This is a genomic window from Corynebacterium sp. Marseille-P4321 (genome assembly GCF_903645305.1).
Lineage (GTDB): Bacteria > Actinomycetota > Actinomycetes > Mycobacteriales > Mycobacteriaceae > Corynebacterium.
In genome coordinates, this window is record NZ_CAHJXO010000001.1 from 270394 (window position 1) to 295374 (window position 24981).

General features: G+C 63.6%; 17 protein-coding genes and 1 pseudogene. 12 read left to right on the forward strand and 6 right to left on the reverse strand.

Annotated features, from left to right (window positions below; translation table 11 throughout):
* Positions 1–15 precede the first annotated feature (15 nt).
* The 8 genes and pseudogenes from grpE to HWX32_RS01105 all read left to right on the forward strand — a co-directional run.
* Positions 16–747, forward strand: a complete 732-nt coding sequence (grpE, locus tag HWX32_RS01070) for a nucleotide exchange factor GrpE (protein ID WP_254868202.1) — start codon at positions 16–18, stop codon at positions 745–747.
* Between the two features lie 181 nt (positions 748–928).
* Positions 929–2122 (forward strand): molecular chaperone DnaJ, encoded by a 1194-nt coding sequence (gene dnaJ, locus HWX32_RS01075; RefSeq protein ID WP_175934390.1) that lies wholly within the window; start codon positions 929–931, stop codon positions 2120–2122.
* Between the two features lie 15 nt (positions 2123–2137).
* On the forward strand, positions 2138–2572 hold the full coding sequence (locus HWX32_RS01080; protein WP_175934391.1) for a heat shock protein transcriptional repressor HspR: 435 nt from the start codon (positions 2138–2140) through the stop codon (positions 2570–2572).
* A 1721-nt stretch (positions 2573–4293) separates the two neighbouring features.
* Complete coding sequence (locus HWX32_RS01085) at positions 4294–6525, forward strand: YPDG domain-containing protein (RefSeq protein ID WP_175934392.1); 2232 nt, start codon at positions 4294–4296, stop codon at positions 6523–6525.
* Positions 6526–6539: 14 nt separating this feature from the next.
* Positions 6540–9023: a hypothetical protein gene (locus tag HWX32_RS01090; protein ID WP_175934393.1), complete on the forward strand. Its 2484-nt coding sequence runs from the start codon at positions 6540–6542 to the stop codon at positions 9021–9023.
* A 137-nt stretch (positions 9024–9160) separates the two neighbouring features.
* The gene (locus HWX32_RS01095) at positions 9161–10042 is read left to right on the forward strand and encodes a hypothetical protein (RefSeq protein ID WP_175934394.1); all 882 of its coding nucleotides are present in this window, start codon (positions 9161–9163) and stop codon (positions 10040–10042) included.
* Positions 10042–11385, forward strand: coding sequence for an IS256 family transposase (locus HWX32_RS01100; protein WP_175934395.1), 1344 nt, complete (start codon positions 10042–10044; stop codon positions 11383–11385). Before HWX32_RS01095 ends, HWX32_RS01100 begins: the two co-directional genes overlap by 1 nt.
* A gap of 80 nt (positions 11386–11465) precedes the next feature.
* Positions 11466–12536 (forward strand): annotated as a pseudogene (locus HWX32_RS01105) (IS3 family transposase); the annotation flags it as partial.
* Between the two features lie 176 nt (positions 12537–12712).
* On the opposite strand, the gene HWX32_RS01110 reads toward HWX32_RS01105, so the two are convergent.
* From HWX32_RS01110 to HWX32_RS01125, 4 genes are all read right to left on the reverse strand, one after another.
* The gene (locus tag HWX32_RS01110) at positions 12713–13531 is read right to left on the reverse strand and encodes a hypothetical protein (RefSeq protein ID WP_254868203.1); all 819 of its coding nucleotides are present in this window, start codon (positions 13529–13531) and stop codon (positions 12713–12715) included.
* Positions 13532–13889: 358 nt separating this feature from the next.
* Positions 13890–15650 carry a pyruvate dehydrogenase gene (locus HWX32_RS01115; protein ID WP_303049129.1) on the reverse strand — a complete coding sequence of 587 codons (1761 nt, stop codon included), beginning with the start codon at positions 15648–15650 and terminating at the stop codon, positions 13890–13892.
* Positions 15651–15700: 50 nt separating this feature from the next.
* A complete protein-coding gene (locus tag HWX32_RS01120; protein ID WP_175934396.1) occupies positions 15701–16867 on the reverse strand; it encodes an alpha/beta hydrolase in 1167 nt (388 codons plus the stop codon).
* The gene (locus tag HWX32_RS01125; protein WP_175934397.1) at positions 16864–17121 is read right to left on the reverse strand and encodes a hypothetical protein; all 258 of its coding nucleotides are present in this window, start codon (positions 17119–17121) and stop codon (positions 16864–16866) included. Before HWX32_RS01125 ends, HWX32_RS01120 begins: the two co-directional genes overlap by 4 nt.
* A gap of 91 nt (positions 17122–17212) precedes the next feature.
* On the opposite strand from HWX32_RS01125, the gene HWX32_RS01130 reads away from it, so the two are divergent.
* Complete coding sequence (locus HWX32_RS01130; RefSeq protein ID WP_175934398.1) at positions 17213–18055, forward strand: carbon-nitrogen hydrolase family protein; 843 nt, start codon at positions 17213–17215, stop codon at positions 18053–18055.
* On the opposite strand, the gene HWX32_RS01135 is transcribed toward HWX32_RS01130, so the two are convergent.
* Positions 18052–19113 carry a hypothetical protein gene (locus tag HWX32_RS01135; protein ID WP_175934399.1) on the reverse strand — a complete coding sequence of 354 codons (1062 nt, stop codon included), beginning with the start codon at positions 19111–19113 and terminating at the stop codon, positions 18052–18054. The genes HWX32_RS01130 and HWX32_RS01135 overlap by 4 nt on opposite strands.
* Positions 19114–19193: 80 nt before the next feature.
* Between HWX32_RS01135 and HWX32_RS01140 the strand changes: the two genes are divergently transcribed.
* Positions 19194–20543 (forward strand): sodium/glutamate symporter, encoded by a 1350-nt coding sequence (locus HWX32_RS01140; RefSeq protein WP_175934400.1) that lies wholly within the window; start codon positions 19194–19196, stop codon positions 20541–20543.
* Positions 20544–20564: 21 nt separating this feature from the next.
* Here the strand turns inward: HWX32_RS01140 and HWX32_RS01145 are convergent, their stop codons facing one another.
* On the reverse strand, positions 20565–21023 hold the full coding sequence (locus HWX32_RS01145; RefSeq protein WP_175934401.1) for a YafY family protein: 459 nt from the start codon (positions 21021–21023) through the stop codon (positions 20565–20567).
* Between the two features lie 354 nt (positions 21024–21377).
* Here HWX32_RS01145 and clpB point away from each other — a divergent pair, with 354 nt between their 5' ends.
* Together clpB and HWX32_RS01155 are read left to right on the forward strand one after the other, a co-directional pair.
* Positions 21378–23924: an ATP-dependent chaperone ClpB gene (clpB, locus tag HWX32_RS01150; RefSeq protein ID WP_175934402.1), complete on the forward strand. Its 2547-nt coding sequence runs from the start codon at positions 21378–21380 to the stop codon at positions 23922–23924.
* 100 nt (positions 23925–24024) lie between these two features.
* A complete protein-coding gene (locus HWX32_RS01155; RefSeq protein ID WP_175934403.1) occupies positions 24025–24933 on the forward strand; it encodes a 3-hydroxyacyl-CoA dehydrogenase NAD-binding domain-containing protein in 909 nt (302 codons plus the stop codon).
* Positions 24934–24981: the final 48 nt, after the last annotated feature.

Genomic DNA, 24981 nt, shown 5'->3' on the forward strand with positions numbered 1-24981 from the left:
GAAGGAGGGCGAGCAATGCCGAACCCGACGAACCCGAGTGACGAGTTCAACCAGGAAATGCCCCGCGACCCGGGCGCACCGACCGAGACCGACGAACAGTACGTCTCCCCGGACACCGCAGAGTCGCTGGCTGACGAGGCCGCCGAGTCCGAGGCACTCGCCGCGGACGAGGACCCCCTCCTAGACGCCAGCCCGGAGGAGCTCGACGCCGAGCTTGCCGAAGCCGCGGAGATTGCCGACGCCGAAGAGCGCGGCGCAGGCGCCGAAGTAGACCCGGACGCCGACGGCGACGGTGTGGTATCCGACATCGAGATGCAGCTCGCCGAGCGCACCGAGGACCTGCAGCGCGTGAGCGCCGAGTACGCGAACTACCGTCGCCGCACCGAACGCGAGCGTGGCCAGTCCGCGGAGCAGGCAAAGGCGAAGTTCGCCACGCAGCTGCTGCCGCTTCTCGACGATCTCGATCTAGCCAAGCAGCACGGCGACCTGGAGCAAGGCCCCCTGAAGGCCTTCAGCGACAAGTTCCACACCGTGCTCGAGGGCCAAGGCGTCAAGGCCTTCGGCGAAGAGGGCGAGCCCTTCAACCCGGAGATCCACGAAGCAGTGCAGGACCTGTCCGAAGGCGACGAGAAAGTCCTGGGCACGGTACTGCGCAAGGGGTACACGGTGGGCGAGCGCCTCGTGCGCAACGCCATGGTGATCATCGCGGACCCTGCAGCCGATAACACCGATAACCAGGCGCAGTAAGAAACCATCACCGCCATGGGCCGGGGCATGAGGACACGCGAGCAGACAAGCGGCCTCGTCCCCGGCCCCTTTCAATAGCCTTTAGTTACCGCTAGGTACAGCTAGCTTCAGCAGTTAAAACGACAAAACTCATTTAGCAACCACCACACCACGCAACAGACACAAGAAAGGAGGGTGCGGGATGGCCATGCAACAGGAATGGGCAGATAAGGATTACTACGGCGATCTGGGCGTGAGCTCGTCGGCAAGCCAAGCGGACATCAAGAAGGCGTACCGCAAGCTCGCACGCGAAAACCACCCGGACTCCAATCCCGGCGACAAAAAGGCCGAGGAGAAGTTCAAGCGCGTCGCCGAAGCCTACGACGTGATCGGCGACGAGGCGAAGCGCAAAGAGTACGACCAGCTCAAATCCATGATTAGTTCCGGCGGCGGCTTCGGCGGCCGATTCGGGCGGGGAGGAGGCTCCGGGTTCCCGGGCGGGTTTCGCACCACGGAAACGGAGTTCGACCTCGGAGACATCTTCGGAGGGGCTGGTGGACAAGCTGGAGACGGCGGCCTTGGTGATATCTTCGGTGGCTTCTTTGGCGGCCGCGGCGGTGCTGGCAGGAACGCTCGGCCGTCGCGGGGGGCCGACGTCGAAACGGAAATAACCCTCGACTTCCGCGAGGCAGCCAAGGGCACCACCATCCCGGTGGAGCTCACCGGCGACGCGCCGTGCACCACGTGCCACGGCTCCGGCTCCAAGAGCGGCAAGACCCACACGTGCGAGGTGTGCTCCGGCTCCGGATTCATCCGGGAAAACCAGGGCGCGTTCGGCATGGCGCGGCCGTGCACGAACTGCGGCGGCACCGGCGAAGTGATCGAAGACCCGTGCCCTACTTGCGACGGCACCGGCACCGTACGCCGCACCCGCTCCATCACCGTGCGCATCCCCGCAGGCGTGGTGGACGGGCAGAAAGTGCGGCTGGCCGGCCAAGGCGAGGCGGGCCCGAACGGGACACCCTCCGGCGACCTGTTTGTCACCGTGCACGTGCGAGACGACAAGGTGTTCAAGCGCTCCGGCGACGACCTGGAGGTCACCGTGCCCGTGTCCTTCTCCGAGGTTGCCCTCGGCGCCACCATCACCGTGCCCACCCTGGACAACCCGGTGAAGGTGAAAGTGCCGGCCGGCACCCCGAACGGGCGGACTCTGCGCGTTCGTGGCCGTGGCATCCCGAAGAGCTCGGGCAAGAACGGCGATCTGCTGGTCACCGTTGAGGTGAAGGTGCCGTCGTCGGCCGACCTCGATCCTTCGGCGACCTCGGCGCTTCGCGCCTACGCCCAGGCCGAGAAAGACGCGGGCTTCGACCCGCGCGCCGGCTGGGCCGGACTATAGGGGGAGGTGAGGTAGATGGCAGAAAGGCAATCATCGCAGCGACGCGAGGAGGAATACTTCGTCATCTCCGCCGCCGCCGAGCTCACCGGCATGCACGCCCAAACCCTGCGCACCTACGACCGGCTCGGCCTAGTCACCCCGGTACGCACCAAGGGCGGCGGGCGACGGTACTCCAAGCGCGACATCACCATGCTGCGGCGTATCCAGTACCTCTCCCAGGAGGAAGGGGTAAACCTCGCGGGCATCAAGACCATCATCGAGATGACCCAGCAGATCGAGGAACTCCAGGACGAACTGGAAGCGCAGCGCGGGCGTAACGAGGAGCTGCGTCAGCGTCTGGATGCGGGTTCCCCGCGCCGGGGCGGTGAACTGGTGCACGTCCCGCGCTCGACCGCGGTGGTCGCGTGGGAGCCAGCTGCTTCTCGACGGAGGCGGAGAGCGTCTTCCTAAACTGTCACTAAGCCCAGTTTAGAAGTTGCATAAATTACGCCCGCCCGATTGATCCGGGTGGGCGTTCGGTTTAGGCTCATCCTTGAATATCGATATTTGCAGGTTTCGGGCAGGAAACTCCAAGATTTTATGGACACGTGCACGAACCGCTCTTTCAAGGAGATTCCATGGGTGCTTCCCGTTCGGTTTCCAACCCGCGTTCCTTGCGTTCCCGCCGCCGGGGGACCTCAATTGCAGCTGCTGCGCTGTCGCTTGCGCTTGTGTTGCCTACCGCGCAAGCGCTTGGAGCTGCAGACTCCATGCAAGCGGCTGCGGCGCAAACGACGATAAACAGAGTACCCAACTTCGCTCCGGTGATCGAAGCGGATGCGCTGGAGAGTGGCTACGACGGCTCGGCTAACACCATTTCTGGTGTGGTCTATTTAGGGGAAACGAGGAACACCGTTCGTTACGGTGCCCCAATCTATTTGCAGTGGATCGACAACGATGGCGCCGTGTCGCCGACTTATAAGGCCTCCGTGCGTTCTGCGAAGTTTAAGTTCGACCTCCGGGAGGGCTTCACCGATAGTGCGGGGCGGACACATAAATTTGCAGCCAGGGAAGGTCAGCGCTACAAGATTTGGATGGATCCGGTCTATCACGCAACGTCGGGAAATCTCCTTAGCCCGATGTTCGCCCATGGAGCTATCAACCCGGGTGAATTCGTCATGGTAGACCCAGAACAGGCGCGAGGGACGACGGTCACTGTTGGATCAGATGTCAGTGGCATTCAAATTCGCATGTACGAGTTTCCAGACGTAAGTCTGATGACTAAACCTGAGAATGAATGGCTCCGAGACGACGAAGGATATTCGGATACTGTCGATACTCCACTCGGGTGGTTCTCTGGGAGTACTAGGCGTGAAACTTCGCCATGGGGTTTCGACAGTGCCATTGGAATGGTCACTGGTGAGACGTACGAGGTTGTTTTCTCAGTGCTTGATGAAGACTACGTCGACATTTATCGTGCGGCAGTAGGCAGCGGAAATAACAGCACCAGAGACGTAAAAACGTTCCTACAGGATAATCCGGACGCGATCGCTGCAACGGTTGTGACCTACTTGGGGACAGGTAGCTTCACTGTTAGATTCCCAGAGGGGGTGGTATCGGAAAAGAACCGTGATTATGTCTACGCTTTTGTCCGCAATTCAAATGGTGATCCGGTGCCCTCGCTGAGTGCATGGACCAGACCGGAATTCCGTTCGCCGCTATCTGGTTCTGATGACACCAGAAAAAATGAATCTCACTTGCGCTTGAACGCTAGCGGTGGCTACGGCGGGATTTACTTTGGATTGCCGCTCCAAGATTCCGTAGCGATCAAGCTGACGGGTGCCGACTTAAAGGAGGAATTCGTCCAGCCAGGAGAGACTCTAAAGGTCACAGCCTCTGGAACGGTACCGGAAATTGGTCGCAATTATGTGCAAATCTATCGCAACGGTGAGCGGCTCGATGATGAGTGCTACATATATCCGGACTCCGTCGCAGGCATTGACCGTTGCGATTTCCGGGTACCTATCGATGCGAAAGACGGAGACATAATTACTACCATTGCGATCTACAGCAATGAGTCTGATGAGGTAGCTGCGGATTCGGTCATCGTAAAGCTTCCCGAGTATGAGGTAGCCTACGCTCCGAAGGTTGTGGTTAGAAACGAAGGTGCGGTTGAAGTTTCTCCGGAGTACATGTCGGCAACCCCACCGGATCGCGTGGCCGAATATAACCTGGCCGACGGCTTCGTTGCCCCCGAAGGGTACTCCGTCAACTTAAGACCCTGGGACGGTGGGTTGAGGGTGTACGCGTACAGCAACGCGCGGGTCGAGGAGCTGGACATCCCGATCGAGATCTCCTTCAAAAACGGAGCCGACCCCGTATCCACCACCGCGACGTTCCTGTTAGACACCGACGGTGACGGCATCCCCGATATCGAGGACCGAGACGACGACGGCGATGGTGTCGTGGACGAGATGGACCAGGATCCAAAGGATCCGAGGGTGGGCAACGCATCGCTCACCCACGAGCTGGTGTTCCCCGAGGCTGTGTCCGGCTACCCGGGCGAGCTCGTCGAGGTGCAGGGTGAACTTCGCCGCGACGGATTCGCGGTAGCGATTCCTAATGGCGCGAGGTTCACCATCAGTGGCGAGGGGGAAGGGGTCTCGAACAGGGGCGTCGCAAAGATCCGAATTCCGGCGGACGCTTCAGCTGGTGACACTATTACTGCCGAGGTGACCATCACATACGCCGACGGTACCACCGACACCGCGTTAGCATCCGCGGTCGCCAGAGAGCTGCCGCGGCCGCCCGCACCGACGACATCCGCGCCCACGCCAACGAGCGCAACGTCGGTTCGGCCGACGACGACAACCCCCGTTCCTTCGAGTACGACGGTCCCAACGACCACCAGCACGACACCGGTCCCCACGTCGGCGGTGCCAAAGCCCACACCGACACCGGTCCAGCCGAGCGTCAGCGACGCACCGGCCCCGGTCGCCGAAAAGGACGCGGACCGCTACCAGCCCGTGTTCCCCACGGTGTACGCGCGAGCGAACAAGCAGAGCCTGTCAGTGAACCCGTTGGCGACGCTGACGGATAACGATCAGACCTTCCAGAATCAACCGTTGCCCGTCGGCACGAAGCTCGACGCCAAGACCCCCGGCGCTGAGATCATCGAGGTCACCGATGAGGACGGCGTCACCCGCCAACTGGTGCAGTTCACCCCGCCTGCGAACGCTAAGGCCGGCGAAACGCAGCAGGTTCGCGTGCAAGTGACGTACCCGGACGGATCCACGGAAGAGGTCACGATCCCGTTCGAGATCGTGGAGAAGACGCAGGCCGATGACACGAACCTCGCCTACGAGGCGGATAAGGCTGCCGCTCCGAACAAGACGGTGAATATCGTCCAAACAGGGACCCGCAACTTGCCGGCAAACACCGAGTTCATCACCGCGCGCACGAACCAGCTCGACGGTTGGCGCGTATCCGTCGACCCGGCGACCGGCGACCTGCAAGCCACGGCCCCCGAGAATGCAAAGCCGCTCACGTTCACTACCCTTGCGCTGTTCGCGGACGGTTCGACGAAGACGATCACGACGACCATCGGGGTAGCCGAGCCGACCAGCGACGCCGAACGGTACCAGCCCGCCTACCCCGAGACCGTGATCAAGGTAGGGGAGCAGGGGACCGCGGCGCGTACCGGCACCGTCGGCACGAACGCGAGCTTCACGCTTGTCGACGCCGCTGGGTTGGTGGACGGAGTCGTCGATGAGCCAACTGGCGCTATCACGGCGCGGGTACCGAAAGAGGCGGCGCCGGGAACGAAGTTCTACCCGGTGGTGGAGGTGCGCTACGCCGACGGATCGACCGAGTTCGTGACGGCGGAGTTTGTTGCGGATTCCATCGCGCGTGTCGCGGAACCGGAGTGGGCAGAGCTGGTCGTGCCGGCTGGGCAAACGTCGTCCGAGGACACGAAACGCAGCGTGCCCGAGGACACCACATTCGCCATCCAAGACACGTTCGAGGCTCCGAACTGGGACATCAGCATTGATCCGACCACGGGTGAACTCACCGTCCACACGAGCGAGGACGTCCGCGAGAACGAAGAGGTCATCATTCCGGTCGTAGCGACGTTCAAGGACAACTCGCAGAAGGTTGTCAACGTCAAGGCTAAGGCCGTCAAGTCCGCTTCAACGGCCTCGAAGGCCGCAACCCCGACGGTGACGACAACGGTCACCTCCACCGTGGGCGCGCCCGCACCCGAAACGTCGAAGCAGGCCGGCTCCAGCGCGAGCGGGATCATCGCGATTGTGCTTGGCGCTCTCGCGCTCATCGGTGGTGCTGGATTTGCGCTGACACAAAACCCGAGCCTCATCCCCGCACCTGTCCGTGACCAGCTCCGCCAGTTCGGCATCAACCTCTAGGAAGGCCAGAAAGCATGCGAACCCCCAAAACCATCATTGCGCTGGCCACCTCGACCGCGCTTGCCCTGGGCACCGTCGCCGCCGTGCCTGGTATACCGGCGACTGCCGCGACATCCGTGAACGGCCAGGTAGCAACCTATAACCGCAGCGGTGAGGGAGCTCTGACAAGCGCAACGTTGGACGCGTTGCACCAGACATCCCAGCTCCAATTCACGTGGAATGCTCCCCTATCTACCGCGGGGCTATTGCAGACGGACATTCAAACCTCGATGTACATCGGCGGTACGAGGCAGTTCGTCACCCCCGCGCGCGTGAGCCGCAACGGGGACACCACCACGATGGTGACCACGGATCCGGGAACCGGGATCGAAGTGTCCAGGATCGTCCGAGTGGACGGCTCGCGCGTGGATGTCACTGTCGAAGCCACCAACACCACGCCGAGACAGCAAAATCTCCAGCTCGACCTTCTCCACTTCGCTCGCAGGGACCCGAGGAACCCAGCCGCGTTTGCGGGCACTTTCGACGGAAAGGCAATCTTCGCGGAATCGGAGGCGCCGGGTTACGACATGGAGGTCACCTTCAGCGGAGGTCACCAGACGTCCGGGTTCGCCAGCGATCCGAATTATGCGATCCCCAGTGCCCGGTGGGGCGTAGACGGCGGGAAGGGCCAGGCAGTCGATGGTGGGGCCAGCGCGCAAGGCGCCGGTTGGTTCCGCGGGTGGGATCCGGGGGAGACCGTGAGGGCGTCGATAAGCGTAGAGCTCACCCCGCAGCTGCGTACGAAGGACGCGGACCAGGACGGCATCCCCGACGAGTGGGAGCGCGGCTCCTTCACCCCCAGCGGTGGGCAGAAGCTCGACCTGGCGAGGTGGGGCGCGCGCCCCGACCAGAAGGACGTGTTCCTCCAGCTCAACTGGATGGAGCCGGAGTTCAACGAGAACGCGTGCAATGTGAGGGGCAGGTTTGCCAAGAACATTGACAAGACGATGAACTGGGTCGAGTGCGCCGAGGTGAACAAGAACGCCTACCGGCCATCGAAACAGATCCTCGATGACCTAGTCAAGGAATTCGCGGACAACGGTGTCAACCTGCACATTGATGCAGGTGAGTGGTACACCAACTTCGCATCCTTCGAGTCGGGGCAACTCAAGGGCGGGCCCATCGAGTTCGAGCGGTACCCGTTCAACGGGAAGGATGGCCGTGAGGTTCTTCAGGGCTACAGCGACACGCTCCTCGGAGACCGGGACGCAGTCTTCCACCTCGGTGTGATCGGCGACCAGATGGCGCCCAGAAATGACGCTTCCGGGTTGGGCACCATGCCGGGAGGATCGTTCTACGTTGCCTGGTACGCGCAGATGAACCGCGACGAGCAGGTGCGCAACACCATTCTTCACGAGTTCGGACACAACCTCGGCCTTGGTCACTCTGGCGCGATCAACCAGCCGAATCGGGCGGTGGGGTACAACTACGTGCCCGGGTACAAGTCGACCATGAATTACCTGTACCAGTTTGAGCACTTCGGTTTCACGAAGGGCCCGTCGCGCAACCCTGCGCAGCTCGAGGACCGCTGCGCGCGTCTGAGCGCTGCGGACCCGTGCTTCACGGGCACCTACGAGATTGGTGCCGACTGGGACAACCTCACCTTCACCGGCGGCAAGGTAGGTCGCGCGATCGGCCATATTGAGAAACCAGAGATGTCGAAAAACGAGGACGCAACCACGCGTGATCTCGTTGTCATCGCCGCCGCCAAGAACAACGGCAAGGGCGGATTCCGTTTGGTGGATACGGAGGAGCGGCCGAACGGCATCGTCACCGCGAACCCTGACAACGTCATCCACGCAGAGGTGAGCAACCATGGTGTCGAGGAGCACACCTACCTGCTCGAATACACCTACAACGAAGACACTTACACGGAGAAGTACACCGTTCCCGGTGTCAACGATCCCTCCGGGGGCACATTGCTTATCGACGTCCCAGTGCCCAACCTCACCGGCTACAAGAGCGAGGTCCTCCCCATTCGCTTCAGCCTGTACAACGAACAGAACGAGGTGCAGTACAGCCAGGACCTCAACGTGCCGGTGCTGGACCTGACGAAGGAAGAGCTGAGCGAGGTCGTCGAACAACTTCCCACCGAGACGAACGAGAAGCTGAAGAAGGTCGTCGACGAGAAGCTGAAGCCTGCGATTACCGCAACGGCGACCCCCTCTCCGTCGCCTACCCCTTCGTCCGTGGCTCCTACGTCAACTTCGGCGCCCGCGCCCGTGGTGCCAACCCCGGTGAAGACGCGGCCGAACCAACCGGCACCCGCGCCTGGGAAGAACGCGGTAACGGTGACTTCCACCGTCACCACCACGACGACACCGGTCGCTGGGCCTGCGAGCGATTCCCCTAGTCCGTCTAACGTCGCGGCGATCGTCGCCGGCCTCTTGATGGCCTTGGGCGGCATCGGTCTCGCGGCATGGGGCTGGGTCACTGCGAACGGGATGCCCAGTTTCTAGAACCCACCGGCTAAGTCTGATGATTGAGGACTTAGCCAGGTCTGTCGGGTCCGGCCGGGCGCTGGCCCTGTAAAAATCGATATCCGTCCCTTAGTGCCAGGGTGGTTGTGAACGACGAACCGTAGGAGGTTTTGTTCATGACCGATTCGCAGTTGCCTCAGTTGGTGCCGTCGGTGTTGACGTCGGCTCCGGCTGTTGAGGTCCCGGTGGCTACCCGGAAGGTCAAGCCTAAGACGTTGCGTGAGGAAGTCGAGGAGATCTTGGCGGTGCCGCCGCGTGTGCTGGGGGCGGGGGAAGTGCTCGATGAGGAGACGTTGGCGTCGCCTGAGGCGGTGGTGTTCGTGTTCTCCCCGTATCGTGTTACCGGTTCTGGTAGTTGGTTTCATCCAGCACAGCAGCGGCAGATGATCACGATTTACAACGTGTTGCCCTATGGGACGAAGGGCCTGTGGTGTGCTCGGCAGGGAATTCAATACGTCAATATCAAGCGTTGGGCCCGCGCATTGCAGAAGTCGAAAACCACTGATGACGGCCTTGACGGTGCCGAGCGTGCCAAACGCTTGGTTGATGCTGCCTACCTGGGCAGACCTAGTGCGGAATACATCCGTGAGGTGGTTGTCGAGTACGGGTTAGTACCGCATGGCCAGAAAGAAGCGTGGTTGGTTGCGCATGGACTTGCTTTGCACACCGTGCGACGCTGGACAGCAATGGTGGCTGACGGTGATCTGCCGACACGCACAAGGCCAAGGAGGGTTGGAACGTTGACAATGGATGAATGCGCTGAAATTCAGCAGCTGCGCAAGGAAATCTCCGCGCTAACGCAGGACAAACGCAAGCTGGAACTCGACGCGAAACGCCGGGAAGAAGCAATGCAGCGTGCCCTGGATAAGGCCACGGAAAGGGCAGAGCGGGCTGAGTTGGCCACTGACGTGTTGGGAAAAGCTTTAGCGTCCATGCCAGGAGGGAGTGTCAGGAAGTTTGTGTGTGAGGCTCTGATCCAGAGGGAGTTTCACCGATAATGACTACGGTGTCACCGAAGAAAAACCATGACCCGACCAGGGTCAACGAGATCAGCGAGAAGCTGATGGATAATCCCGAGCTCGCCAAGCTCATCGGCGAGTTATCGACCTCCGCAGACGATGCCAGCGACCTGGTACGAGGATTGCTGCAGGCATCGATTAACGCTGGCCTGCAGGCAGAGATGGACAACCACCTCGGCTACCAGCACTCGGATCGCAAAGCGAAAGCTGAGTCCGGGGAGGATACGAACCACCGAAACGGGTCGTACACCAAAACCGTCGATTCCGGTTACGGCCCAATTGAGGTCACGATGCCGCGTGATCGCGCGGGCACGTTCACCCCGCAGATGGTGCCGAAAGGCTCACGCCGTTTGACCGAGCTCGACGACATGATCATCTCGCTCTACGCCGGTGGGATGACTGTGCGTGACATCCAGCACCACCTCGCCACCACCCTTGGGGTGGAGATGAGCCCGGATACGATCAGCACGATCACCGACGCGGTGTTAGACGAGGTAATGATCTGGCAGAACCGTCAACTCGACGAGTTCTACCCGGTGATTTTCCTCGACGCGCTGCGCGTGAAGATCCGCGACGGACACCGGGTGATCAACAAGGCCTGCTACATGGCGGTCGGGGTGGATATGGACGGCATCAAGCACATCCTGGGGTTGTGGATCGCCGACAATGAAGGCGCGAGCTTTTGGGCTTCCGTCTGCGCGGATCTTGCTAACCGCGGGGTGCAAGATGTCTTCATCGTCTGCTGCGACGGGCTTAAGGGCCTGCCGGAAGCGGTAGAAGCGACCTGGCCTGGATCGATGGTGCAGACCTGCATCGTGCACCTGATCCGAGCGGCCAACAGGTGGGTGTCCTACGCGGATCGCCGCCAAGTCTCAGCTGCCCTGCGAGACGTCTATACTGCGCCGAATGAAGACACCGCCTCTGCAGCCCTGGAGGCGTTCGCCGACTCCGCTTTGGGGCGCAAGTACCCACAGTCGGTGAAGGTCTGGCGCGATGCGTGGGAGCGCTTCATCCCGTTCTTGCAGTTCCCGCCAGCTGCGAGGCGGGTGCTCTACACCACGAACTCGATCGAGTCGCTAAACGCCGAGCTTCGCAAAGCAACCCGTAACCGGGGACAGTTTCCAAGTGATGCCGCGGCGCTGAAGACGCTGTGGTTGATGATCTGCAATATCGAGGACAAGCGTGCCGCCCAACGTGCACGGAAGGCGAAGCGGGCAACGGAATGCAACGGCTATATTGAAGGAGCGAAAGCCACCGGCTGGAAAGAAGCCATCAACCAGCTAGCCGTGGCGTACCCTGACCGGTTCGCGGACTACTTGTAAACCAAGCCCCGCACACAAACAATCGGACACTCTCTGCCAGGAGCACCTGGCGTGGACTCAGACGCGGAGGAAAAGTCCTCACCGACGCCCAACAACGTCTCTACGAGCAAGGACGGCAAGCGGAAGAAACGCTGATCAACCAGCTTGTTTCCGTCGGTTACTCCAAAACGAAGGCAATGGGCATTATCGGCGTGTCGCGCAGCCGGGTCTTCTACGAAACCAATCCGCGCCCACGTACCGACAATCCGATTCCGCATCACCAACGCCGGATCAACCGGTTGCCGGATGCCACTGTGAAACGCATCGTGGAAATACTGGATGACAATCCGCATTGCGGGGTGGACCAGGTGTTTTACGCCGCGTTGAACAATGGGATCTATCTGGCGAGTCTGCGCAGCTTTTACCGGGTGGCCAAAGCCCATGGCAAACTGTTGCACCAACGCCACAACACCAAAGCCAGACAAGCTACACGCCGCCACACCGCCGCGCCGCCGCATGTGCACGCCACCGCCCCCGGACAGGTGTTGTGCTGGGACATTACGTTTTTGCCTGGCCAGTACTACGGGCACACCTTCGCGTTGCACATGGTGATCGATCTGTACTCGCGTGCCATCGTCGGGTTCGTCGTCGCCGAACGAGAAAACAGCCAACTTGCAGCAGCGATGTTCGCCGACATCTTCACTCGTTTTCCCGATGTGCACACCGTGCACTCCGACAACGGTGCTGCGATGACCAGCAAACGACTCGGCAAGCTGTTCGCCGAACACGGTGTGGCCCGCTCGTTGAACCGGCCGCACACCAGCAACGACAACCCGCACGCCGAGTCGGTGTTTCACACCCTAAAGACCAGGACTTACTATCCGAAAACCTTTACCACGCTGGGCGAAGCCAACGCCTGGGTCAGCGCTTGGGTGCCGGCCTACAACGCCACCCCACACAGTGGGATCAACTACTACCCACCACAAGCAGTCCTCGACGGCACCTGGATACACCTGCAGCACAAACGAGAAGAAGCGATGCGAACCACACTAAGCGAAGGCACCATCACACAACTACCGGACACCAAAGCCGGCACAGGCCTTCCGGCAGAAGTCAGCATCATCCGCACCACCACTCAAACCGCCCCACCCCCACAACCCATCACGATCTAACACCCGAACCCGTTCACAACCACTTGACACAAAGCGCGTCCCCACGATCAAAGACAAAACCCCAGGTCAGCGAACGGGGTTTGTCGATCCTTACAGGCCAACCCGCCCGAGCACGAAAAACGCCCCGTACCTCCAAGAGGTAGCGGGGCGTTGTGGGTTAAAGAACCCGAGCTGAATTAGCGCTGGTTGCGGTTCAGCACGGAGCGGGAACCAGCGGCACCGGCGAGGGCGGAAACCACAGCGCCGATGATCAGGCCGGCGAAGGTCCACCAGGTGCCAACGGCGGCGTCGTCGGAAACCTCGTCAGCGGTGCGCTTCGCGTCGTCCCAAGCCTCGTTGGCCTGCTGCTTCGCGTTGTCGATGTCTTCCTGGGTGACCTGGTCGCGGGCGTCGTTGATGGCGTCCTCGGCCTGGTTAGCGGCGTCGCGAGCCTCCTGCTCGGTCACGTTCTCGGAAGCGTACTGGCCAGCAGCGTTAGCGGCACCACCAACAGCGGAACCGGTCGCGGTAGCGGCGGTGCCCAGGATGGAGCCCAGGCCGCCGAGCACGGAAGCGCCGAGCCAGCCAGCGAGGATCACGGTGGCGATCAGGGAGGTCGCCCAGGTGCCCAGACCGTGGAACAGGCCAGCACGCACGCCGAGTGCGCCGGACACGTAGCCGGCGGCGGCGAAGGCGATGACCAGCGCGATCACAGCGAAAATGCCGGTTGCAGCGCCGGTGGAACCCTGCAGACCCATAGCTGCGGCACCGACACCGAGCAGGATCATGATTGCGATGAAGGTGACCACGCCAGCGAAGATGGCGCCCCAGGAGACGTTGCCGTCCGAAACCTCGGTGGAGTTGGTGCCGATCCAGGCTTCCTGGCCGATGTGCTCGTCATCCTGGGATTCGGTGCGCACGGCGGTGCTGGTCGTAGCGGCAGTCGTCTGCGGTGCAGCAGTGCGACGGGTGGTAGTGGTCTTGCGGACCTGCTTTCCGTTGTTCGGAGAAGTCATAAAAGTGTAGACCCTTTCTATAAGTCTTTCGCCATATTTTGGCAACTTCCGCAACGTTACTGCACAGGTACGACTAATTGGGTTTCGGTTGAATAACGGTTCGGTATGGAAACGGTCCCGGTGTCGCTACCTCCCGCCGCCAGATGTGAACCAACGAATGTGAGCCAGCAAATGTGTACCAACAGGTGCAGACCAACCGAGTGATCGCGCGGGTACCTAGATTCGTGACCTGGCTGGACTGCATCTGTTGGTTCACATTTGGGAGCTGAGATGGCGGAGGGGACCCACAGACGCGAAAACCGCCCCGCTGCCGCGAAAGTTCGGGCAAAGCGGGGCGGTGATCAGCCCAGGCGTAGAACTAGCCGAGCTCGATCTGCGCTGCGCCGCCGAGGTGGCGGATGTTGGACTTCGCCAGATTGAACAGGCGGCCCACGCCACCCTCAACGAACGCGGTGCGCGCCGCGGACTGGGAGAAGCCCTTGATCATGTCCCAGGTCACGTCCGGCGGAAGGGAGAGCGCCTCCGGGTCGGTGACGATGTCCACCAGCACCGGGCCGTCGTACTCGAAGGCCTCCTTCAGCTTCGGCTCCAGGTCGTCCGGCTCCTCGATGCGGATGGACTTGATGCCTACGCCGTTGGCAATCTCGGCGAAGTTCGCTTCCTCGTGGTCGGTGCCGAAGTACGGCATGCCAGCCACCATCATCTCCAGCTTCACCATGCCGAGCGAGGAGTTGTTGAATACCACGATCTTGATCGGCAGCTGGTGCAGCTTCACGGTGAGCAGCTCGCCCATGAGCATGCCCAGGCCGCCGTCGCCGCACCAGGCGACAACCTGGCGGTCCGGCTGGGAGGCTTGCACGCCAATCGCCATCGGCAGGGCGTTGGCCATGGTGCCGTGGCGGAACGACGCCGCCTCGTCGCGCTTGCCGTTCGGGGTGAGGTAGCGCGAGGACCACACGTTGCACATGCCGGTGTCCACGGTGAAGTACGCATCGTCGGCGGCGATCTTGTCCAGTGCGGATGCGGCGAGCTCCGGGTGGATCGGCTTCTTCGCCTCGGCTGCCTTGTTGGTGTACTTCTTCACCACGGAATCCAGAAGCTCGTAGTGGCGCTTGAGCATCTTGTCCAGGAACTTCCGCGACTTTTTCTCCTCGATGGAGGGCAGGATGTTCTCAATCACGCTTCTAACGTCGCCCACCACCGGGTACTTCACTGGGGTGCGGCGGCCGATTACGGAGCCGTCGATATCAATCTGCGCGACGTTGTCGTCCGGCAGCCAGTCGGTGTACGGGAAGTCTGTGCCGATCATGATGAACAGGTCGGCTTCCTTCGCCGCGTCCAGGCAGGCGCCGTAGCCGAGCAGGCCGGACATGCCGACGTCGTAGGGGTTGTCGTACTCGAAGAACATCTTGCCGCGGAAGGAGTGGCCCACCGGCGCCTTGATCTTCTCCGCGAGCGCGAAGACCTCGTCGCGGGCATCCTGGGCGCCCCAGCCGCAGAACAGGGTGACCTTATCGGCCTTGTTAATCGCATCCACCAGGCGGGCGGCCTCACCCGGGTCCGGGAAGGTGCGCGCGCCAGCACCGGTGGCGTAGACACTGTCGGCGGTGTGCGGGCCGTCCGCAACGTCGGCTGCGAAGATGTCGCCCGGCACCACAAGCACGGATACGCCGTTGCCGGCCAGGGTGGACTGGATAGCGTTGTGCATCACGCGCATGCCCTGGTCGGCGGTGTGCACCATCTCCAGGTAACCGGAGCACTCCTGGAACAGAAGCTCCGGGTGGGTCTCCTGGAAGAAGCTGGAGCCGATCTCTTCCGTCGGGATGTGGGAGGCGATGGCGAGCAGCTTCGAGCCGTTGCGGTGCGACTCGAACAGGCCCTGCACGAAGTGGGCGTTGCCGGGGCCGCAGGAACCGCCGCAGACGGCGAGCTCGTCGTTGGCTAGCGCGTCCGCACCCGCGGCGAAGGCTGCGGCCTCCTCGTTGCGCACGTGGATCCACTCGATGTCGGATTGGCGCACTGCGTCAGATAGCGGGTTGAGCGAGTCGCCCACCAGGCCGTAAATGCGCTTGACGCCGAGACGCTCGAGATGCTCGACCATTTGTTCTGCGAAATTCACTTGTCAGCTCCTTTTATAAAGGTGTGTTCATTCAACGGGAGCCATGGTAGCTACGTTTCGGCCCGCGCGCCGTCGTGCTGTGCTAGGGCAGACAGGAACGCAGGGGATGTGAAGTGGTCCGAATGCCGCCCGCGCACCCCGTCTACCCGTTGCGCGCCGTAGTCGGGGTGCGCAGGTGAGGCGCCCAGGGCGGCGTTCGGTCCGTGGCGCAGCAGGCGGATCGGGTCGGCGTGCGCGTCCACCACGTGCACGGTGGAATTCGGCCCCGCAAGGGTGAGGTCGTCGACGGAGTTACCGGCGACTCCTGCGCTGCCGAGGAGCCAGAGATCGTCGACAAGCAGCCCGTGCTCGTGCGCCGCCCGCGTGGCCAGAAGCGTGCCGTAGGAGTGCGCGACCACGGTCTTCTGGGCGGTGGGGAAGCGCTCCTCGAGCGCCGCTTGGAACATGGAGAGATCGTCCGCGCCCGCCCCGGCCGGAAGGGGAGACAGCGCCCGCGGCACCGAGGCGGGCGGTGCGTAGCCCTGCCACACCACCACCGCGGCGCCGGTACGTTCCGCGATGAGCTGCGCCTTCTCCAGCTCCCGGGCGAGCTGCTCCGGCTTGCCCGTCGTCGCACCGGCGACCATGGTGATCACGCGCGACGGGTTCACCGCGTCGCCGAGGTACACGGTGGTGCTGGCTGGGCCGGCCTCCACAATCTGGCCGCCGTGGGCTTCGACCAGCTCCACTGTCGCCGCCGGAACCGTCTTCGTGTACCCGGCGTGTAGCGCTGCGAAGTCCTGGTCTGGGTGGGCGAAAAGCGGCTCGTAGTCCTGCTCCAGCACGCCGAGGTCGTCCAGGCCCAGCAGCGCCTGTGCGAGGCGCACGTCCAGCAGTCGCGACATGGCGTTCAGCCACGCCACCATGCGCGCGTGCATGCGCGGGCCGGGAAACCACAGCGCCGCCTGGTCCAGCGTGCGTTGTGCCGCGGCCGCCGCGTCGAGCAGCCCGGCCGCCGTGCGCAGCTGTGCCGCGTGCGCGTCCAGGTCGCTGCCAAGTGCGAGCACAGTGCTTCTCGACGCCTCCGCCGCCACCCCAGCAAACCCCGTCGCGTCCACAGCCTCCTGGGCGCCCGCGGCCTCGCGCGCCCGCGCACCCACGCTGGCGGCGGCGAGGCGCAGCGCGGCGGCCGCCTGCGTGAGCTCGCCCGCGTCCAAGGTCGGGCAATACGCGCTCATAAGGAACCTCCCAACGCATCACCGAGGGAGGCGTCCAGTGCAACCACGCGGTCGGCGAAGGAGGCCACGGCTTCGAGGTGGGAGGTGAGGGAGGACGTGGTGGCGTCGATAAGCATGTGCTCCCTGCCCTGCCACGAGGCGAGCGCGGCGGCGGACCGGGAGGCGCTCAGCGTGGCTGCGGGAAGCGGCGCGGCAAGCGGGATGTGGGCGCGGGCGGTGGGGGCGGTGCGTGTGGAAAGTGCGAGATACGTCATGCGGCGAAGCGTGCGCGAACGAAACGTCCGAATCAACCCCTGCGCGCAAATCTGTGGATAAACCCCTCCCGCGCACCCTAAAGTTATCCACATGAAGCTCGCCCTCTTGCAACAGGCCACCGGAGCCGACAAACTGGAAAACTTGGCCCTTTTCATCCCGCTCATCCGCGAGGCCGCGGCGGCCGGCGCCACGCTGATCGTGCTGCCCGAGGCCGCAAGTCAGGGCTTTGAGCAGGGCAGACTTGACACCCAAGCCGAGGAGCTCGACGGGCCTTTCGCCACGGGCTTGCGCGAGCTGGCAGACGAGCTCGAAGTGACCATCGTGGCCGGCATGTTCCGCCCGGCTGACACCAACACCATCGACACCGGTGACGGGCAAAAGAAGGTCAACCGCGTGTACAACACCGCGCTGATCACCGGCGACGGCGTGCACAAGGGCTACGACAAGATCCACATCTACGACGCGTTCAATTTCAAGGAATCCGACACCGTCAAGCCCGGAAACACCCTGGTCACGTTCACGCACGAGGGGGCGACGGTGGGCGTGGCCATCTGCTTCGACATCCGCTTCCCCGAGCAGTTCAAGGAGTTGGCGAAGCGCGGCGCTGAGGTGATCGTGGTGCCCACAAGCTGGGCGGACGGGCCGGGCAAGCTGGAGCAGTGGCGCCTGCTCGCCGCCGCCCGCGCGCTGGACACCGGCGCGTTCGTCGCCGCGTGCGGCCAGGCCCGCCCGGACCACGAGCACAAGGCGGGCGAGGAGTCCGGCCCCACCGGCATCGGGCACTCCGTGGTGGTCGCCCCGGATGGCACGCGGGTGGCGGAGGCGGGCTACGGCCCGGAGACGCTCATCGTGGACATCGACATCAGCCAGGTCGCCGAGATGCGCCGCACGCTTCCGCTCGCGGCGATGAGCTTGAGCGCAGAGCTGGGTTAAGCGAGAGCAAGCTTGACGACGAGCTCCGCTCCCGCCCCGCGCACCCCCTCAGCAACCACGCCCACCTCTTCGGCGCCGCCGCAAACGTAAACTTCCCGGCCCCACCACGCGCCGGGGCCCGCCGCCACCTGCGCAAGCGGAGCGTGCAGGTGGCGCACGTGTTCCGGCAACCCGGCGGCCGCCCACTCGTTCGCGCCGCCGCGCTCCACCACCCACGTCACGTCCAACCAGCTGTGCGCGGCGGCCAATGCGGCGAAGGTGTGCACGTCGTAGACGTCTTCGGTGTGCTCCGCGCCGACGATGAGGCGCACGTCCACGCGTTCCTCGCGCTCCACGAGGTCGAACACCACCGCCTTCGCTGCCGCCAAGCCGGTACCGGGCGCCACGATCAACGCGGGCTTGTCCACCCGCGCCACCGGGCCGCGGCCCTGACCCAGCGTGAGGTAGCCGCCCACCTCGGGCGCCCAATCCGCGCCGGTTTCGCGGGTATCGATGTGAAACTCCAGCTGTCCCAACGCATTCGCCGGCAACGCGGGGGCGAGCGCACGCCAGATACCCGGGTGCGCGGCGTTCATCACCGGTACGGTCTGGCCGGGGAGGTAGGCCACCTCGTTTCCCGCCTCCGCGCGCACCACCGCCACCGGGCCGCGGAAGTCCACGCTAGTCACCTGCGCCGCGGTGGCCGGGGGCACGCCAGCGGTGTCGGCGGCGGAGGCGGCGCGCGCCATCACCTCGCCCGCGGCGCGCAGCACCCCGGCGTCCTGATCCGTCAGCCCGTAGGCCCCGGCCGCTTCGATGAGCGTTTCGGCCGCCTTTGGGTACTCCTGCGAGGGGAAACCGGTGCGGCGCAAATCCAGCGCCAACGCCTCCAAGCGCTGCACCACGTCCGCGGGCAGATCGGGGCCGTTGGAGGCGGCGAGGGTGGACACGGCAGCGTCGATAAGCATGCTCGGCATCTGCGACGCGCCGGGCGGGAACATGCCGCCCGCCTGCGGGAACGTCCCCACAAACCTCTCAAACCACGCCGCGCGCAACCCCGGGTTATTCTCCAAAGCCATGGCCCAAGGGTAACGATTCTGCCGCGTACACCACGTGGGATATTGTGACAGACAAAAATCACAAAGAGAAAGGTGCCGCGATGGAGTTCACCCCTTACACGCTGCTCACCGACATCGGCTGGATCTCCATCCTGCTGATCATCGGCAACGTGCTGCGCAACCGGCTGCTCATCCTGCAGAAGCTTCTGCTGCCGGCCCCCATCACCGCCGGAATCCTCGGACTCATCCTCGGCCAGGAAGTCCTCGGCGTCATCGAGTGGTCCGACCAGGTAGGCACCTACACCACACTGCTCATCGCCGTGGTGTTCGCCTCCATGGCCTACTCCATGGAACTCGGCGGCTCCGTCGCCTCCGGCGCGCGCAACATGTGGGGCTACTCCACAGCCATGTTCATGGGCCAATGGGGCCTGTTCATCCTCCTCGGCATCTACCTGTTCGCGCCCGTCTTCGGCACCGAGCCCTGGTTCGGCATGATGCTGCCCGTCGGCTTCGTCGGCGGCTTCGGCACCGCCGCCGCCGTGGGCTCCGCGCTGGAGGAGATCGGCATTGAGGGCGCGTCGTCGCTCGGGTTCACCTCCGCCACCGTGGGCACCTTGGTGGCGATTGTGGGCGGCGTGATCATGGCCAACATCGGCATCCGCCGCGGCAAGGCCTCCCAGCTCGCCGGCGACCTGCCCAGCGACCTGCGCACCGGCTACATCGACAACGAAGCCGAGCGCCCCTCCATCGGCCGCGCCACCACGAACCCGTCGTCCATCGAGCCGCTCGCGCTGCACGCCGGCTTCCTCGTGTTCACGGTGCTCGTGGCGTACCTGCTCAACGGCGCCATCAAGGGCCAGTGGCCGAATGTGTCCATCCCGCTGTTTGCCATGTCCTTCGTCGTCGGCCTCGTCGGGCGCCTTCTGCTCAAACTCGCCGGCCGCCCGAACTACCTCGACGGCGAAACCGTGAACTCCATCTCCGGCGCCGCCACGGACTTCATGATCGCGTTCGGCATCGCCTCCATCGTCCCCGCGGCACTCGCCGACTACTGGCAGGCACTCGTCTTGCTGTTCGTCCTGGGCGCCGTGTTCTGCGTGGTGTGGATGGTGTGGGCCGGCCCGCGCTTCTTCGGCGAGCAGTGGCTTGAGCGCGGCCTGTTCGGCTGGGGCTGGGCAACCGCCGCGGTGGCCACGGGTATCGCGCTGTTGAAGATGGTGGACCCGAAGCTGAAGTCCGGCACGCTCAACGAGTACGGCGTGGCCTACGTGGGCTTCGCCCCGTTCGAGATCGGCATGACAATCCTCGCGCCGATCGCAGTGATCGCAGGCTTTACGACGGGCCTCGGCTGGGCCGCCTTTATCATCGCCGCCGGTGTCGTCGTGCTGGCCTTCGCCATGAAGTGGATCCCGGTGCGCGATAGGGTGCAGGAGGCGCAGGCGGCGGGGTAGCCGTCGATAAGCAATGTGCCCTTAGCTTTTCTTCTGCTGGTGCACGGTCCACACGGCGCGCATCATCATTAACTCCCTGGTGATGGCGCGCTCCTCCGCCCGGCACTCTTCGACCGCCGCAGGAAGCATCATGTACGTGATCATGTTGTAGAGCTTCCGCGCGCTGGCGTACAGCGGATCGTCCTCCGGCGCGGTCGTGTGAAGCGTTGCGAGCGCGACCACCAGCGTTTTTAGCTCCTCCGGCTCGAAGCTGAGCGGGTGCATTTCCTCGCCTGCCTCGAGCCAGTACGCCCCCTGCGCGCCGCGCTTGCTCTCAATCTTGTAGCCCGCTTCGCGCAGCTGCGTGATGTAGTTGTGTAGCGATCGCGCCTCGATGCCCAGCTCGTCTTTGATCTCGCGGGCTTCGTACTGGCGGCCCCACTGCATGAGCTGAATGAGGCGGATGCCGCGCAGCGCTGGCGGTGTGTATTTCTTTGGCATGTGTTTCCCCCGGGATTTTTGTGTGGTGTGTCGCGTTTGGGGAAGCGGAAAATAGTTTCGTGATAGCCCCCCGGTGTGCGATATGTACCCTTTTACCAGGGGAAATGGGGAAAGGGAAGAGGGGAAATTGCGGAAAATATTTTCGTAGGTATTGGGGAAACTATTTGCCAGATTTTATTTTGCGAGCGTGTCTTCTGTTTAGGCCGCTGACCTGGGCCGTCGATAAGTTATGAGCGCACCCCGCGCAACTTCCTGCAAAAATTTTCGCAAAAGCTGGACTTGACAGGAACAGACTCAACTTCCCGCGCGTTACACCTAGTGCGAAATCAACTTAGACACGGAAAGGTAGTGCTCATGGCACAGAAACACACGAACAAGACGCGGGAGGCCCTGCAGCAGGCGCAGATGCGCGCGTCGGCCGCTGGCAACCCGGAGATGCGCCCGGCGCACGTGCTCGAGGCGCTGCTCACGCAGGAGGACGGCATCGCCGCGCCGGTGCTCAAGGCCACCGGTGTGGACCCGGAGACGGTGGCGCAGGAAGCATCGCAGCTTATCGACGGCTACCCAACCGCGTCCGGCCAAAACATGGCGAACCCGGGCGTGAACAGGGACCTGCAGACGGCGCTCGCGAACGCGCAGGACCTTGCGGGGGAGATGGGCGACGATTTCGTCTCCGCGGACGTGCTGCTCGCAGCCATCGCGAAGGGCGGCGACGACGCCGCCGAGCTGCTGACCAAGCGCGGCGCGACGTACGAGGCGCTCAAGGAGGCCTTCCCGGCGGTGCGCGGCGGCAAGACCGTCACCACGGAGAACCCGGAGGACCAGTTCCAGGCGCTTTCGAAGTACTCCACCGATCTCACCGCGCGCGCCCGGGAGGGCAAGATCGACCCGGTGATCGGGCGCGACTCGGAGATCCGCCGCGTGGTGCAGGTGCTTTCGCGCCGCACGAAGAACAACCCGGTGCTCATTGGTGAGCCGGGTGTGGGCAAGACTGCGATCGTCGAGGGGCTTGCGCGCCGCATCGTGGCCGGTGACGTGCCGGAGTCCCTGAAAGGCAAGACGCTGATCAGCCTGGATCTGGGCTCGATGGTTGCGGGCGCGAAGTTCCGCGGCGAGTTCGAGGAGCGCCTGAAGGCGGTGCTGGACGAGATTAAGGAGTCGAACGGGCAGATCATCACGTTTATCGATGAGCTGCACACCATAGTCGGCGCCGGCGCGACCGGTGATTCGGCGATGGACGCTGGCAACATGATCAAGCCGATGCTCGCGCGCGGCGAGCTGCGACTGGTTGGTGCGACGACGTTGGATGAGTACCGGCAGTACATCGAGAAGGACGCCGCGCTTGAGCGCCGCTTCCAGCAGGTGTACGTGGGTGAGCCGACGGTGGAGGACACCATCGGCATCCTGCGTGGCCTGAAGGACCGCTACGAGGTGCACCACGGCGTGCGCATCCAGGACTCGGCGCTGGTAAGTGCGGCGGAGCTGTCGAACCGCTACATCACGAACCGTTTCCTGCCGGACAAGGCCATCGACTTGGTGGATGAGGCGGGCTCGCGCCTGCGCATGCAGATCGATTCTTCCCCGCAGGAGATCGACGAGCTGGAGCGCATCGTGCGCCGCCTGGAGATCGAGGAGATCGCGCTGGAGAAGGAGTCCGACGCGGCCTCGCAGCAGCGCCTGGAGCACCTGCGCGAGGAGCTAGCGGACCAGCGCGAGAAACTCGGCGAGATGAAGGCCCGCTGGGAGAACGAGAAGGGTGAGGTCAACCGCATCCAGTCCGCGAAGGAGGAGCTCGAGCGGCTGCGCAACGAGTCCGAGATCGCGGAGCGCGAGGGCGACTACGCGAAGGTCTCGGAGCTGCGCTACGGCCGTATCCCGGAGCTGGAGAAGCAGGTCGCGGAGGCTGAGTCGCAGGCCGGCAGCAAGACGATGCTGGAAGAGGAGGTCACCCCGGATGTGATCGCGGATGTGGTTTCCTCCTGGACCGGCATCCCGGCCGGCAAGATGCTGCAGGGCGAGACCGAGAAGCTGCTGAACATGGAGTCGGTGCTCGGCGAGCGCGTCGTGGGCCAGAAGGACGCGGTGGTTGCGGTCTCGGACGCGGGGCGCCGCGCCCGCGCCGGTGTGGCGGATCCGAACCGCCCGATCGGTTCCTTCCTGTTCCTCGGCCCGACGGGTGTGGGTAAGACGGAGCTGGCGAAGGCGTTGAGCGAGTTCCTCTTCGACGATGAGTCGGCGATGATTCGCATCGACATGTCGGAGTACGGCGAGAAGCACTCGGTGGCCCGCCTGGTCGGTGCCCCTCCGGGGTACGTCGGCTACGACGCGGGCGGCCAGCTCACCGAGGCTGTGCGCCGTCGCCCGTACTCGCTGGTGCTTTTCGACGAGGTCGAGAAAGCCCACCCGGATGTCTTCGACGTGTTGCTGCAGGTGCTCGACGAGGGCCGCTTGACCGACGGCCAGGGCCGCCACGTGGACTTCAAGAACACCGTGGTCATCCTCACCTCGAACCTGGGCGCGGGCGGCGACCGCGAGCAGATCATGAACGCGGTGAAGCACCACTTCAAGCCGGAGTTCATCAACCGTCTCGACGACGTGGTGGTCTTCGAGCCGCTGAGCCAGGAGCAGCTGGTGGGCATCGTCGACATTCAGCTCGAGGGGCTCGCACAGCGACTCGCTTCTCGACGGCTCACGCTCGACGTCTCCGACTCCGCCAGGTCCTGGCTTGCAGAGCGCGGCTACGACCCGGCGTACGGCGCCCGCCCCCTACGCCGCCTGATCCAGCAGGCGATCGGCGACCGCTTGGCGAAGAAGCTGCTCGCCGGCGAGATCCGCGACGGCGACACAGTGCACGTGGACGTCGCCGACGGCGGCGAGGCGCTCTCGGTTCAGGCGCGGTAGGCAGAGTCGCGTTAAGCGGAGGCGCGTTAGGCACCGGCAGGCGTCGATAAGCGGGCGTAGCATTGAAGTCGTCTTACCTTCGATGAGAAAGGACATTTCGGTGAGCGACTTCAACAATGTGGCAGTGCTCGGCACTGGAACGCTGGGCTCGCAGATCATCATGCAGGCTGCCTACGCCGGCAAGAACGTCGCGGCGTACGACATTTCGGACGAAGTGTTGGCGAAGCTGCCGGACCGTTGGGAGTGGATGCGCGGGTTCTACCGCAACGACCTGGAGGACTTCACGGAAGAGAAGTTCGACGAGGCGATCGCGCGCATTACCCCGACGACGGACCTGAAAGCCGCGACGGAAAACGCCGACATCGTCATCGAATCGGTGCCGGAGAACATCGACCTGAAGCACAAAGTGTACAAGGAGCTCTCGGGCTACGTCTCCGACGATTGCATCGTGGCGACGAACTCGTCGTACTTGCTGCCGAGCGAGATGGCGCCGGCCGTTGAGAAGCCTGAGCGCTTCGGCGCCTTGCACTTCGCGAACAAGGTGTGGAAGGGCAACAACGGCGAGATCATGGGCTGCGATTCCACCGCACCCGAGACGCTGGACGCCATCGAGCAGTTTGCCAAGGAGATCAACCTCCGCCCGTTCAGGGTGCTCAAGGAGGTCCGCGGCTACATCCTCAACGCTCAGCTCGTGCCGCTGCTGCGCAACGCGGTGACCCTGTACGCCAACGGTGTGGCCAGCTACGAGGACATCAACGACTCGTTCAAGGTGGCCCTGCAGTACCCGACCGGCATGATCGAGGTCGCCGACACTGTCGGCTTCCCGCTCCTCGCCTACGCGTGGGCGAATGAGGAAGACCCGAAGCTGCGCGAATGGGCTGCCGCCGCGGGCGAGGCCGTGAAGGCCGGCAAGGGTGGCCTCGGCGACGGCGAGGGCTTCTACAAATACGACGAGCAGGGCAACGTGGTGGGCAAGGGCACCGCGTTCCCGGACGTCTGGGGCGAGTAAGAGCTTTCAATCGCTGGCGCGGGTCGGTAGTTCGTGAAGTTGCGGCAG